11 protein-coding genes are annotated in these 13,497 nt (G+C 58.3%); 3 read left to right on the top strand and 8 right to left on the bottom strand.

The features are described 5' to 3' along the window. Positions 1–200 precede the first annotated feature (200 nt). Both C7H09_RS11735 and C7H09_RS11730 read left to right on the top strand, forming a co-directional pair. Positions 201–2,000 carry an acyl-CoA dehydrogenase C-terminal domain-containing protein gene (locus tag C7H09_RS11735; RefSeq protein ID WP_106762837.1) on the top strand — a complete coding sequence of 600 codons (1,800 nt, stop codon included), beginning with the start codon at positions 201–203 and terminating at the stop codon, positions 1,998–2,000. A 222-nt stretch (positions 2,001–2,222) separates the two neighbouring features. Next, a complete protein-coding gene (locus tag C7H09_RS11730) occupies positions 2,223–4,013 on the top strand; it encodes an acyl-CoA dehydrogenase C-terminal domain-containing protein (protein WP_106762834.1) in 1,791 nt (596 codons plus the stop codon). Positions 4,014–4,091: 78 nt separating this feature from the next. Here C7H09_RS11730 and C7H09_RS11725 read toward each other — a convergent pair whose 3' ends face one another. From C7H09_RS11725 to leuS, 4 genes are all read right to left on the bottom strand, one after another. Beyond that, positions 4,092–4,355 carry a hypothetical protein gene (locus tag C7H09_RS11725; protein WP_106762832.1) on the bottom strand — a complete coding sequence of 88 codons (264 nt, stop codon included), beginning with the start codon at positions 4,353–4,355 and terminating at the stop codon, positions 4,092–4,094. A gap of 147 nt (positions 4,356–4,502) precedes the next feature. Further along, a complete protein-coding gene (gene holA, locus C7H09_RS11720) occupies positions 4,503–5,507 on the bottom strand; it encodes a DNA polymerase III subunit delta (protein WP_106762830.1) in 1,005 nt (334 codons plus the stop codon). Beyond that, positions 5,504–6,082, bottom strand: a complete 579-nt coding sequence (locus C7H09_RS11715; protein WP_106762828.1) for an LPS-assembly lipoprotein LptE — start codon at positions 6,080–6,082, stop codon at positions 5,504–5,506. The genes holA and C7H09_RS11715 overlap by 4 nt, the downstream gene beginning before the upstream one ends. Before the next feature lie 2 nt (positions 6,083–6,084). Next, positions 6,085–8,673: a leucine--tRNA ligase gene (gene leuS, locus C7H09_RS11710; RefSeq protein WP_106763097.1), complete on the bottom strand. Its 2,589-nt coding sequence runs from the start codon at positions 8,671–8,673 to the stop codon at positions 6,085–6,087. 422 nt (positions 8,674–9,095) lie between these two features. Between leuS and C7H09_RS11705 the strand changes: the two genes are divergently transcribed. Further along, the gene (locus C7H09_RS11705; RefSeq protein WP_106762826.1) at positions 9,096–9,644 is read left to right on the top strand and encodes a zinc ribbon-containing protein; all 549 of its coding nucleotides are present in this window, start codon (positions 9,096–9,098) and stop codon (positions 9,642–9,644) included. A 14-nt stretch (positions 9,645–9,658) separates the two neighbouring features. Here the strand turns inward: C7H09_RS11705 and lnt are convergent, their stop codons facing one another. From lnt to C7H09_RS11685, 4 genes are read right to left on the bottom strand one after another with little or no spacing between them, the layout of a single operon-like run. After that, positions 9,659–11,203, bottom strand: a complete 1,545-nt coding sequence (gene lnt, locus C7H09_RS11700) for an apolipoprotein N-acyltransferase (RefSeq protein ID WP_106762824.1) — start codon at positions 11,201–11,203, stop codon at positions 9,659–9,661. Further along, positions 11,193–12,038 carry an HlyC/CorC family transporter gene (locus C7H09_RS11695; protein ID WP_106762822.1) on the bottom strand — a complete coding sequence of 282 codons (846 nt, stop codon included), beginning with the start codon at positions 12,036–12,038 and terminating at the stop codon, positions 11,193–11,195. The genes lnt and C7H09_RS11695 overlap by 11 nt, the downstream gene beginning before the upstream one ends. Then, the gene (gene ybeY / locus C7H09_RS11690) at positions 12,035–12,508 is read right to left on the bottom strand and encodes an rRNA maturation RNase YbeY (RefSeq protein WP_106762819.1); all 474 of its coding nucleotides are present in this window, start codon (positions 12,506–12,508) and stop codon (positions 12,035–12,037) included. Before ybeY ends, C7H09_RS11695 begins: the two co-directional genes overlap by 4 nt. Further along, positions 12,505–13,485 carry a PhoH family protein gene (locus C7H09_RS11685; RefSeq protein ID WP_106762817.1) on the bottom strand — a complete coding sequence of 327 codons (981 nt, stop codon included), beginning with the start codon at positions 13,483–13,485 and terminating at the stop codon, positions 12,505–12,507. The genes ybeY and C7H09_RS11685 overlap by 4 nt, the downstream gene beginning before the upstream one ends. Positions 13,486–13,497 lie beyond the last annotated feature (12 nt).

Raw genomic sequence — 13,497 nt, 5'->3', positions numbered from 1 at the left:
TCTGCAGAAAACTTCTCGAATCGACACACAAAGCAACAGAATTTTCTGTCAGGGCTATTGACAATTCCGTGCCTCAAAACGTATGTTTCAAACAAGTGTTTTATTGAGGCTGTGGTGCGGTGCACCGGAGCATCTGATCAAACCCAAGGCGAAAGGCTGAGACCAGGGTCCAGCCAAGCGCGAAAACCGAGGTGGATTCCATGCCTGAATACAAAGCCCCCCTGCGTGACATCAAATTCGTAATGAACGAGCTGCTGAACAGCGAGCAGCACTACGCCAATCTGGAAGGTGCCGAGGATGCAACTCCGGATATGGTGGACGCCATCATCCAGGAAGGTGCCAAATTCTGTGAGCAGGTACTGTCTCCGCTGAACCAGGTGGGCGACCAGGAAGGCTGTACCTGGAGCGAAGACGGCGTGAAGACACCGACGGGTTTCAAAGAAGCCTACCAGCAGTATGTGGAAGGCGGCTGGCCGTCCATGACTGCCCACCCGAACTACGGTGGCCAGGGTCTGCCACACTCCATTGGTCTGGTTGTCAGCGAAATGGTCGGTACCTCCAACTGGTCCTGGGGTATGTACCCGGGCCTGAGCCACGGTGCTACCAACACCGTTGAAGAGCACGGTACTGAAGAACAGAAGCAGGTCTACCTGACCAAGCTGATCAGCGGCGAATGGACCGGCACCATGTGTCTGACCGAGCCGCACTGTGGCTCGGATCTGGGCACCCTGCGCACCAAGGCCGAGCCGAACGCTGACGGCAGCTACAGCATCACCGGCACCAAGATCTTTATCTCTGCCGGCGAACACGACATGGCCGAGAACATCGTCCACATCGTACTGGCTCGTCTGCCGGGCGCACCGGAAGGCACCAAAGGCATCTCTCTGTTCATCGTACCCAAGCAGCTGCCGAACGAAGACGGCTCTGCCGGTGAGCGCAACGCGGTGTCCTGTGGTTCCCTGGAGCACAAGATGGGTATCCACGGCAACGCCACCTGCGTGATGAACTTCGATGGCGCCAAAGGCTGGCTGATCGGGCCGGAGAACAAAGGCCTTAACTGCATGTTCACCTTTATGAACACCGCCCGTATCGGTACTGCAATCCAGGGACTCGGCGCATCCGAGCTGGGCTTCCAGGGCTCGCTGGCGTACGCCAAGGATCGTCTGGCCATGCGTTCTCTGAGTGGTGCGAAAAACCCGGAAGGCATCGCCGATCCGATCATTGTTCACCCGGATGTCCGCCGCATGCTGCTGACCCAGAAAGTGGTTGCAGAAGGCGCCCGTGCCCTGATCTACCTGGCAGGTCAGCAGGTCGACGTGGTTCATTCCGGCAAGACTGAAGAAGAGCGTAAGCACGCTGATGCGCTGCTGGGCTTCCTGACGCCGATTGCCAAGGCCTTCCTGACCGAAATCGGCTACGAAGCAGCCAACCTGGGCATGCAGGTTTTCGGTGGCCACGGCTTTATTTCCGAGTGGGGCATGGAGCAGAACGTTCGTGATGCCCGCATCGGCATGATCTACGAAGGCACCACCGGCATCCAGGCGCTCGATCTGCTGGGCCGTAAGGTTCTGATGACCCAGGGCGAGGCGCTCAAGGTCTTCACCAAGGAAGTGCACGTTTTCTGCAAGGAAAACGCCGACAACGAACAGCTGAAAGAGTTCATCGAACCGCTGGCGGCAATCAACAAGGAATGGGGCGACCTGACCATGAAGGTGGGTATGGCTGCCATGAAGAACCGCGAAGAAGTCGGCGCGGCCTCTGTTGATTACTTGATGTACTCCGGCTATGCCGTATTCGCCTACCTCTGGGCGCGCATGGCCAAGGTGGCGCTGGACAAGATGGCTGACGGCACTTCTGAAGAAATGTTCTACAACGCCAAGGTTCAGTCTGCGCGCTTCTACTTCAAGCGCCTGCTGCCGCGCACCCGTACCCACGCAGAAACCATGCTGGCCGGTGCAGATAGCCTGCTGGACATGCCGGAAGAAGCCTTCGCTATCTAAGGCGGGATCGCTATCTGGTTGATGGCAGAGAAAAAGCCCGTTCTCCTACAGGAGGCGGGCTTTTTTCATGAGTCGCCGGGGCGTTTTAAGGTAGAATAACGCCTCATAGAACAACAACCCTGTTTCGGACACATAGCCGAGCGGGTGGGCACTGACCTCCACAAGAAGAGGCGTTTATTCAGGCCCACCGAGAGACTGACTGTTTTTTTTGGAGAGTTTTACATGGCTGATTATCAGGCACCCCTTCGTGACATGCGGTTCGTTCTGAACGAAGTTTTTGATGCGCCTTCCCTCTGGGCATCCCTGCCGAAAATCGCAGAAAACGTAGACCCGGACACCGCAGACGCGATTCTGGAAGAAGCGGGCAAGATTGCTAGTGGCGTGCTGGCTCCGTTGAACCGTGAGGCAGACGAGCAGGGCTGCAAGTGGAACGAGGGCGAAGTGACCAGCCCCGAAGGTTTCAAAGAAGCCTACCAGACCATCGTGGAAGGCGGCTGGAATGGCCTGGGTGGTAACCCGGAGTTTGGTGGCATGGGTATGCCCAAGACACTGGTGGCCCAGTTTGAAGAAATGATGCAGGGCGCCAATATGGCGTTCGGTCTGGCACCCATGCTGACTGCCGGCGCCTGCCTGGCCTTGGATGCACACGGCAGCCAGGAGCTGAAAGAAAAGTACCTGCCCAATATGTATTCGGGTGTCTGGTCTGGCGCCATGGACCTGACCGAGCCCCACGCCGGTACTGATCTTGGCATTATCCGCACCAAGGCCGAGCCTAACGGCGATGGCTCTTTCAACGTGACGGGCACCAAGATCTTCATCACCTGGGGCGAGCACGACATGGCGGAGAACATCATCCACCTGGTGCTGGCCAAGCTGCCGGATGCCCCCAAAGGTCCAAAGGGTATTTCCCTGTTCCTGGTGCCCAAGTTCCTGGTGAACGACGACGGCTCCCTGGGTGAGCGCAACCAGTTCAGCTGTGGTTCCATCGAGAAGAAAATGGGTATCAAGGGCTCTGCCACCTGCGTGATGAACTTTGACGGCGCTAAAGGCTGGCTGGTCGGTGAGGAAAACAAAGGCCTGGCCGCCATGTTCACCATGATGAACTACGAGCGTCTGGGTGTCGGTATCCAGGGTATTGGTGCTGCCGAGGCCTCGCTGCAGAGCGCCCGTGAGTACGCCAACGAGCGTATTCAGAGCCGCGCACCCACCGGTGCCCAGCAGCCGGAAAAAGCGGCCGATCCGATTCTGGTGCACCCGGACGTTCGCCGGATGCTGATGACCATGAAAGGTTACGTGGAAGGTGGTCGCGCCTTCTCTACCTACGTGGCCCAGTGGCTGGATATCTCCAAGTACGCGGAAGACGACGAGCGTCGCAAGCACGCCGAGGGTATGGTGGCGCTGCTGACCCCGGTTGCCAAAGCTTTCCTGACCGATCGCGGCCTGGACACCACCATCATCGGCCAGCAGGTCTTTGGTGGCCACGGGTTTATCCGTGAATGGGGCCAGGAGCAACTGGTTCGGGACTGCCGGATTACCCAGATCTATGAGGGCACCAACGGTATCCAGGCGATGGACCTGATGGGGCGCAAGGTGGTTGGCAGTCAGGGCAAGCTGTATGAACTGTTTGCAGCCGATGTTGCAGCCTTCATTGAAGAGAACAGCAGCGATGAGGTGCTTCGCCCGTACCTTGAACAGCTCTCTGCGTCGCTGGAGCGGCTGTCTGATGTAACCGAGCATGTGGTGAACCAGGCTGCGGAAAATCCCGAAGCAATTGGTGCCGCAGCGGTCGATTATCTCGACATGTTTGGCTACACAGCGTTGGCCTATATGTGGGCGAAAGTGGTGAAAGCCGCGGCTTCGAAGGCAGAGGGTGATACCTCCGGTTTTTACACCGGCAAGGTAAAGGCGGCCCGTTTCTACTTTGACCGCCTGTTGCCAAAGGCGGTTTCACTGGCTGAGAGTATCCGCAGTGGCAGCGATGCCATGATGGCGCCCGCAGCCAACGAGATCTGAGGGTTTCGTTAAGCCAACAAAAAAGCAGGCCCGGAGGCCTGCTTTTTTGTGTCTGTCTGACTGAAACTTGTTGACCGTTTATTTCAGCTTGTCACGAATGTTCTGGTAACCGGTTTTCAGGTCTTCACCAAGTTTTTTGGCGGTATCCCGCGCTTCCTGGCCTGCGCCTTCGGCATCGTGCAGAATCCGGTCAAGTCTGGCCCGGAACTTATCCCAGTTCTGCTCCAGGTCGTCCCATTCATCTTTCACGTCTTCCCGGGCCAGATGCAGCTGAAGCTTGGCTTCATCCCGATACTGCCGGATCTTGTCTGAAAGTTTGTTGAAGTCGTCTTGAAAGCTCATGTCATTCTCCTTCCTGGAAATATTTGAGACTTTACAATGCGCCTAAAGGTGAAAACCTGTCAAGTGTCTGATAATACACTCTTCGGTAACCCGGGTTCCCCGGCTTGGGAGCGCGCATTCTTAACGGAGAGTGAGTTGGGCGGAGTCTTAACGGGTGGCGAGCAGCACCGATAAATCCCGCAGATGGTGCCAGGGCGTAAAGGCGTCGTAGCCTTTGGCGGCGCGATCGGTCAGGCTGCAGATATCGATGGCCTCGAGAAGGCTGGCGACGGACAGCCGGCGTGCAGCCTGCTGCACGGCGGCCGCACGCTTGGGCTGAAAAACGCCCCGCTTTTTCAGGAATGCCGCCGGATTGTCACCGCGGGGTAGGGACGTTTTGAGCTCAATAATCAGGTTCAGATCCCGAGCCAGAACCGTCAGCAGGCCCAGCGGGTTCTCGCCTTCCTGTTCCAGTACGCCGATGATCCGGCAGGCATGGGCCGCCTTGCCTGAAAGGAGTTCTGTAACCAGTTCAAAGCCATTGAAGCGGGCGCTGTCCTGGACAGCCTGTTCCACCGTGTCTTCATCAATGGTCTTGCCATTGGTCAGCAGCGATAGCCGATCCAGCTCCTGACTGGCCGCCAACAGATTGCCCTCAAGGCGCTCGGCCAGAATGTCCAGCGCGCCGCGTGTCAGCTCCAGGCCTTTGGCGTTCGCCCGCTGTTGCAGCCACCCCGGGAATTTGTCTGCCTCTACCGGCCATACCGGTACATGCACGCCGTGGCTCTGCAACTCCTTGTACCACTTGCGTTTGGTCTCCGCGGCATCCAGCTTTGCGCTGATCAGTAAAAGAATGACGTCTTCCGGTGGCGACGGCAGAATCTGTTCCAGCACACGCCGGCCATCCCCCAGCTTTCCCGTGGGCAGGTGAATCTCGATCCGGCGTTTTTCTGCAAACAGGGACAGTGCGTTGCATTCATCTGCCACGGTATTCCAGTCAAGCTGGTTGTCGGCATGGAAGGTCAGCCGATCCAGGTACCCGGCCTCTCGGGCAGCAGCCCGCACCTGATCACAGCATTCCTGAACCAGCAACGGCTCGTCGCCGGAAATCAGATACACCGGGGCCAGGCCTTTCTTCAGCAGTTGCGGGAGTTGGCCGGGCTGGGTCTTCATGGCAGCTCTGTGCCCGGCTGGTTTGAGCGGTAGTCCTTCACAAGAGCGTTGATGCGCTCTCCGGACATGGGCGCCAGGCGGAAGATAACCTGCCTGGCGAGATCCTTGCTGAGCTGCTGCTGCAGTTCATCTTCTTCACGCTGCTTGGCGAGCACGTTGTCCTCATCGTACCTGTAGCTCTCGCTGGTATGGATGTCGGTGCGTGCTATCAGGGGAATCCGGTCGCGGGTGCTCAGCTCCAGAGCCACGGTGTGGCGCAGAATGTATTCGGCAGCAGACGCCCGAGGTGTGATGGCAGATGCCCGCCGATCCTGACGGTAGTCTGACAAGGCAAGCAGGTAGTCTGCCTGCTCTGCGCTGGCCAGTGCGACGCCGCCAAGCCGAAGCTGCTCCCTCAGCGACTGGCAGAAGTCCCGGGGCATTGAGCCACGGCACTCTACTGCCAGAGGCTGCACAGCGGCAGGCACCGGCGAGGTGCCCCGCAACTGAAAGCCACAGCCCGCTAGTGCACCGCTCAGAACGCCGAGCAGAAGGAGCAGGCGGGAACTGCGCGGCAGCAAGGCAGCAAATGGCATAATCAGTTGGCGACCACGTTAACCAGCTTTCCGGGCACCACGATCACCTTGCGAACGGTTTTGCCATCGGTAAAGCGCATTACGTTTTCGTTTTCCAGGGCCAGCTTTTCGAGATCGGCCTTGCCAATATCGGCGGGCACGTTTTCCTTGCCCCGGACTTTGCCGTTCACCTGAAGCACCACCTCTATTTCACTGCGCACCATGGCACTTTCATCGGCCACCGGCCAGGAGGCATCCACCACAGGTTCACCGTGACCGAGCCCGTACCACAACTGGTGACAGATGTGCGGGGCAATGGGAGACAGAACCAGCACCGCCGTGTTCAGGGCTTCCTGGCGAACCGCGCGGGTTTGTGCTTCGTCATCGTTCAGGCGGCCGACTTCGTTTAACAGTTCCATCACCGCGGCGATGGCAGTATTGAACGTCAGACGACGGCTGATGTCATCGCTGACCTTGGCAATGGTTTCATGGGTTTTACGGCGCACATCTTTCTGGGCCTGATTCAGGCTGTCGATGTCCAGTGCCGGGGCGGCACCGGCAGCAATGTGCTCGTTCACCATACGCCACAGCCGCTTGAGGAAACGATGCGCCCCTTCCACGCCGCTGTCCGACCATTCCAGGGACTGCTCTGGCGGCGCGGCAAACATCATGAACAAACGCACTGTATCGGCGCCGTGCTGGTCAATGATGGCCTGGGGGTCGATGCCATTGTTCTTGGACTTCGACATCTTGGTGACACCGCCGATTTCCACCGGTTGACCATCGGATGCCAGAACCGCGCGCACCACCTGGCCTTTACCGTCCCGCTCTACGGTCACCTCAGCCGGGTTGTACCAGGTCTTGGCGCCGTTATCTTCGTTCCGGTAGTAGGTCTCTGCCAGAACCATGCCCTGGGTGAGCAGGCGCTTGAACGGCTCGGAGCTGGTCACCAGGCCCACGTCGCGCAGCAGCTTGTGGAAGAAGCGGGCGTACAGCAGATGCAGAATCGCGTGCTCGATACCGCCGATATACTGATCGACCGGCAGCCAGTAGTTGGCGGCAGCCGGGTCCAGCATGCCCTTGTCATAATTCGGGCTGCAGAAACGGGCGTAATACCAGGACGACTCCATAAAGGTGTCAAAGGTGTCGGTTTCCAGAGTCGCGGCCTGGCCGTTGTACTGGGTCTTGCACCACTCCGGATCGGCCTTGATGGGCGACTGAACGCCATCCATCTCAACGTCCTCCGGCAGGCGAACCGGCAGTTGGTCATCCGGTACCGGCATTTCTGTGCCGTCTTCCAGAGTCATCATGGGAATGGGAGCGCCCCAGTAACGCTGGCGGGAGACGCCCCAGTCGCGCAGGCGGTAATTGACCGTGCGCTTGCCGATGTTCTCGGCTTCCAGATGATTGGCAATTTCTTCAAAGGCCTCATCACTAGTCAGCCCGCTGTATTTGCCGGAGGACACCAGAACGCCTTTCTCAGTGAACGCCTGTTCCTGAATGTCGATGTCGTCGCGACTGTCGTTAGGCGCAATAACCTGTTTGATCGGCAAGCGATACTTGACGGCAAACTCGTGGTCTCGCTCATCGTGGCCGGGCACCGCCATCAGGGCGCCGGTGCCGTAATCCATCAACACGAAATTGGCGACCCATACCGGAATTTCTTCCTGAGTCAGCGGATGAATGGCTTTGAAGCCGGTGTCGATGCCTTTCTTTTCCATGGTGGCCATTTCGGCTTCGGCCACTTTGCTGTTGCGGCAGTCTTCCACAAATTCAGCAACGTCACGATGGCGCTCAGCGGCCGCCTTCGCCAGCGGGTGTTCCGCGGCAACGGCCATGTAGCTCACGCCCATCAGGGTGTCGGGGCGGGTGGTGTATACCGTCAAGCCGCCGTCATGGTCTTTCAGCGGGAAGGTGAGCTCCGTACCCACCGATTTGCCGATCCAGTTGCGCTGCATGGTCTTGACCTGTTCCGGCCAGCCTTCCATGTCTTCAAGATCGCTCAGCAGTTCTTCCGCATAGTCGGTAATGCGAATAAACCACTGGGGAATTTTTTTCTGTTCTACCAGGGCACCGGAACGCCAGCCGCGGCCGTCGACCACCTGCTCGTTGGCCAGTACGGTCTGATCGACCGGGTCCCAGTTAACGGTGGACATCTTTTTATACACCAGACCCTTTTCGTACAGGCGGGCAAAGAACCACTGCTCCCAGCGATAGTAATCCGGGTCGCAGGTGGCCAGCTCGCGGCTCCAGTCGTAACCGAAGCCCAGTTGCTTGAGCTGTTTTTTCATGTAGTCGATGTTGGAGCGGGTCCAGGTAGCCGGTGCCGACTTGTTGGCAATGGCGGCGTTTTCCGCGGGCAGGCCGAAGGCGTCCCAGCCCATGGGCTGCATCACGTTTTTACCCTGCATCCGCTGATAACGGGAGATAACGTCGCCAATGGTGTAGTTGCGGACGTGCCCCATGTGTAGCTTGCCGCTGGGGTAGGGGAACATGGACAGGCAGTAGTACTTGGGCTTGCCCGGCTCTTCCGTCACCTTGAAGGTTTCGTTGGTTTCCCAGAAATCGCGGGCGGTTTGTTCTACATCACGCGGATTGTATTGTTCGTCCATTCCTGCCATTGCCAAAATTACCCTGTGTCAGACTGGTGTTCAAAAAGGGCAGATATTCTAACGCACACGGGGCTATACAGGTAGTCTGCCAAAATGCTGGAGTTGTGCCAGACTTGAAGGTGTGTGGATCTTGCCGGAATGGGGTGGTGCCGGTTGCTGGTGCGGGATCGTTTTCCGGGACACGCCGTGAACCCATCCGTGGGGGCTTGAGCGCAGCTTCCCTGCTGCGCTCAAGCGTACAGGGATGGGTTCACAGCGTGTCTCACCAAACCCTGTCAGACCCTGGCACTTGCACCATAGCTACCCCGGTACTTGCATCAAGGCATGACGAAGAGGGTTGGCAATAAATAAGCAGGCAGCGTGTTCAGGGGTTTACCACGGCACACGGGCTTGCATAACCGAGGCATGAGTAGAGGCAAACTATGACAGAGCCAGAACGCAGTCACCTGTCCGGCAAAGCCCTTGAGGTGTACGACCGGATGTTGGAGCGGGTGCAAGCGCGCCTGCGGGATCTTCAGGAAACCTCATTGCAAACCCTGGAGGAAGAGGTACAGAAAGCCGTTGAAGTGGAATACGAGCTTGAGGAAATGACCCGGGAAGAGGCCGATCTTCTGGGCGCCTACCTGCAGAGAGACCTTCAACACCTGCTGCACTTTGTGGAAGAAACCGGTGAAGGCCTGAAAGAGTGGTTGCAGCTGGATTTGTCGTTGCTGGAACAGACCCTTGCCGATCGGCTGCTGTCGGTGGCAGACCAGACTCTGGTCGGCACTCTGGAGTTGAACCAGAAGCTCGAAAACCAGAATGTCAGCCACTACATCTCCGGCGAAGTGGCGACGGCAGGCATGTTCCGTTGCCTGAACTGCAGCCATATGCTGTGCCTGACCAAGACCAGCCATCTGCACCCCTGTGAAGCCTGCGGCTCCCACTACTTCGAGCGAGTGACCAGCCGCTGGCCTTTGAAAGACGAGTGACTTGGTAGGGATTGTTAGTTTTTCGGAATCTCCCGCTCGCGCACAAACACAATAAGAATAGCCGCGAGGGTCAGCACCGGCCAGGAGCCGGTCTGCATATAAGGCGTGCTGCCTTCGGCTGTGCGGGCTTCGCCCGTAAGCACCGCACGTTCGAACTGCGGGATGCGTTCGGTAATCCGGCCCTTGTGGTCGATGATCGCGGTAACGCCGTTGTTGGTGCCACGCAGCATATAGCGGCTGGTTTCCAGGGCGCGCATGCGGGCGATCTGCAAATGCTGAAGCGGGCCGATTGAATCGCCGAACCAGCCGTCGTTGCTGATGGTCAGTAGCAGGCCAGTGTTGCGGGCATTCACTGCCACGAAGTCCGGGTAGGCCACTTCGTAGCAGACATAGGGCATTACCCGGGTGTCGTTGGCGGTCAGCGGTGACTGGTATTTGGGCCCGGGTGAAAAGCTGCTCATGGGCAGGTCAAAAAAGCCGATCAGACCCCGCAACAAACCTTGCAGTGGCACATACTCACCAAAAGGCACCAGCTTTTGCTTGTGGTAGGTGCCCTCGCCATTACCAATTACCGTGATGCTGTTGTGGAAAGTGTAGTCTTCCAGCTTGTCGCTGTAGCCGTACCAGGGAATGCCGGAGATCAGTGTGCTGTTTTCGCCCAGCTCTTCCCGGATATGCTCGATGATTTTACCGGCCTGGTTCTGGGGCAGGGGGATGGCCGTTTCCGGCCAGAGAATCAGGTCTTTGTCCCAGTGCTCTTCCGTCATGCCCAGATAGGTCACGATCTGATCCCGCAGGAAGTCCGGATCCCATTTGATCTGCTGAGGGATGTTGCCCTGCATGGCGGCAAAGCTGATGGGCTCCTCACTCAGCTGTGTCCATTCCAGCCGGTTCAGCAGGGGCGCGGTGAGCCAGGGGATCAGTGCGATAACCAGCGTAGCCGCAGCGGCTGTTCTTCGGGCTGTCAGCAGCAGCCACCAGGCGCCATAGGCGGCCACGGCGGTGACGGTAATCCAGAGCGTGAGGCCGTGCACGCCGGTTAGCGGCGCCAGGCCTGCCAGCGGGCCGTCGGTGTGGGCGGTACCCAGGTAGAGCCAGGGGAAGCCGGTTAACAGCCAGCCTCTTAGCCAGTCGCCCAGCACCCAGACGGCGGGGAATAGCAGCAATCGGCGGATGGCGCTGTTTCTGGCCAGTTTGCCCCAGAACCAGAACGCCAGGGCGGGAAACAGTGCCAGACCGGCAATAAACAGCACCATGAGAATAATGGCAATGGGAATCGGCGTATTGCCGTGCTCGCTGATGCTGATATACACCCAGCTGGCGCCGGAGCCGAACAAGCCGAGCCCCACCAGCCAGCCACTGCGGAACAGCTGTGTTGACGGCAGATGCACCGTGGCCCAGAGCACAAGAAAAACAGAGACCGGGCCCAGAAACCAGAGGTGGAAGGGAGAAAAGGTCAGCGTTTGCAGAGCGCCGGCAATCACAAGGATTGCCGCGCTCAGCCAGTTTCTGGTGGGAAGCTTCGGGGTCAGCGGGTGTACGTTGGCTTCATGGCTCACTACGGGTTACCTGCAGCAGACGGATGACTCGGTTATCAGCGTTCGCAATAGTAAACTGCAAGCCGCCAAATTCAACCGTTTCGCCCCGTCTGGGCAGGTGACCGAACTCTTTCAACACCAGGCCGCCGATGGTGTCGAATTCTTCCTCGTCCATGCGGGTATCGAAGAACTCGTTGAAATCATCAACCGGTGTTACCGCTTTGACCGCAAAGGTGCCATCACCGCGGGCCTTGATGTGGGTTTCTTCGTCGAAATCGTGCTCGTCTTCGATTTCGCCGACAATCTGCTCCAGCACATCCTCAATGGTGATCAGGCCAGCGGTGCCGCCGTACTCGTCCACCACCATGGCCATGTGATTGCGGTTTTCCTTGAACTCCTTGAGCAGCTGGTTCAAGCGCTTGCTCTCGGGCACAAACGTCGGCGGCCGCAGGATTTCGCGGATGCGTGTCCAGTTCAGGTCGTTGTTCAGGGCCAGTGGCAGCAGGTCTTTGGCCAGCAATACGCCAATCACGTCGTCCTGGCTCTCACCGATGACCGGGAAGCGGCTGTGGGCGGAGGCGATGATTTCAGGCAGGAATTCTTTCGGATCCTGGGAGGCCTTGACGGTGATCATCTGGGAGCGCGGGATCATGATTTCATCCACCCGCATATCGATCACCTGCATGGCACCTTCGATGATGCTCATGGCGTCGACATCAATGATGTCCTGGGATTCTGCATCCCGAAGGATCTCCAGCACGTCCTCAACGGACTCAGGCCCGCTGGAGAAGGCCTGTGATATACGTTCCAGCCAGGACTTGTTGCCCTGGCTGCGACTCGACGGGTCGTCGCTCATGAGTCTGGTTCCGTTTCCTCTGCTACGTAGGGATTGGCGAAGCCCAGTTGCGACAGCAACCGGATTTCAATCGCTTCCATTATCCCGGCCTCATCGTCGTTAATGTGGTCGTGACCCTGGAGATGCAACATACCGTGAATAACCATATGAGCCCAGTGGGCAGGGGCACTTTTGCCTTGCTCGCGGGCTTCTTGTTCAACCACTGGCGCGCAGATCACAAGATCCCCGGCCAGTGGAACCGTTATACCTTCTGGTGCTTCAAATGGAAAGGACAACACATTGGTCGGTTTGTCCTTGCCACGATACTGATGGTTCAGTGCGCGGCTTTCGTCTTCATCAACAACACGAACAGTAACTTCGGACTCCACATCCTCAAGCCAGGCCAGCTGCGCCCATTGCTCGAATTGTTCGAGCGCCGGGAGCGGCTGGTGCCCGCAAGCCAGCTGCAGGTCAACGGTCAGCAAGTTCATTGGCCGCTGCCATCGTCAAAGGCATCGTAGGCTTCGACAATGCGCTGTACCAGCGGGTGGCGCACCACGTCTTTGGCTTCGAAGCGGGTGAACCCGATGCCCGGCACCTTGCTGAGCACACCGGCGGCATGAATCAGCCCGGAGTTCTGCCCCCGGGGCAGGTCCACCTGGGTGGTATCCCCGGTAATCACGGCGGTTGAGCCAAAGCCGATCCGGGTCAGGAACATTTTCATCTGCTCCCGGGTGGTGTTCTGGCTTTCGTCGAGAATGATGAACGAGTTGTTCAGCGTTCGGCCACGCATGAAGGCCAGAGGTGCGATTTCAATCACGCTTTTTTCGATCAGTCGGGTAACCTGATCAAAGCCCAGCATTTCGTAAAGGGCATCGTACAGGGGCCGCAGGTACGGGTCGACTTTCTGGGCCAGGTCGCCTGGCAGAAAGCCGAGCTTTTCGCCTGCTTCCACTGCCGGGCGCACCAGCAGGATGCGCTTGACCTGCTCGTCTTTCAGGGCTTCCACCGCACAGGCAACCGCCAGCCAGGTTTTGCCGGTACCGGCCGGGCCAATGCCAAAGTTAATGTCGTGGGTGCGGATGCTCTGCACGTATTTCTGCTGGTTGCGGCCCCGGGGCTTGGCGGTCAGTTTTGGCGTCTTGATGACGGTAACCTGACCTTCATCATAGGGCACGTCGTCCGGCAGGCGCTCGAGCCCGGTCTCGCGGATGTACAGGTGCACGGTGCCTGGTGCGATATCGCTGGTGGCTTCGGTTTCCCGGTACATGTGGCGAATGACTTCCACCGCGGCCGCTACATTTTCGGTGGCGCCCTCCACCCGAAAATGGTGGCCACGGCGGCCTACTTTTACCTGTAGGCGCTGTTCAATCATCTTCAGGTGTTCGTCAAACTGGCCACAGAGTGTGGCCAGTCGGCGCTGATCTACAGGGTGCAGATCAAACTGTCTGGAATCTTGATTAGTCAATCTTGCTCCGCC

Source organism: Marinobacter fuscus (assembly GCF_003007675.1).
Taxonomy (GTDB): Bacteria; Pseudomonadota; Gammaproteobacteria; order Pseudomonadales; family Oleiphilaceae; genus Marinobacter; species Marinobacter fuscus.
The sequence above is the reverse complement of the archived record's forward strand: the minus strand, read 5'-3'. Positions and strand labels throughout refer to the sequence as shown.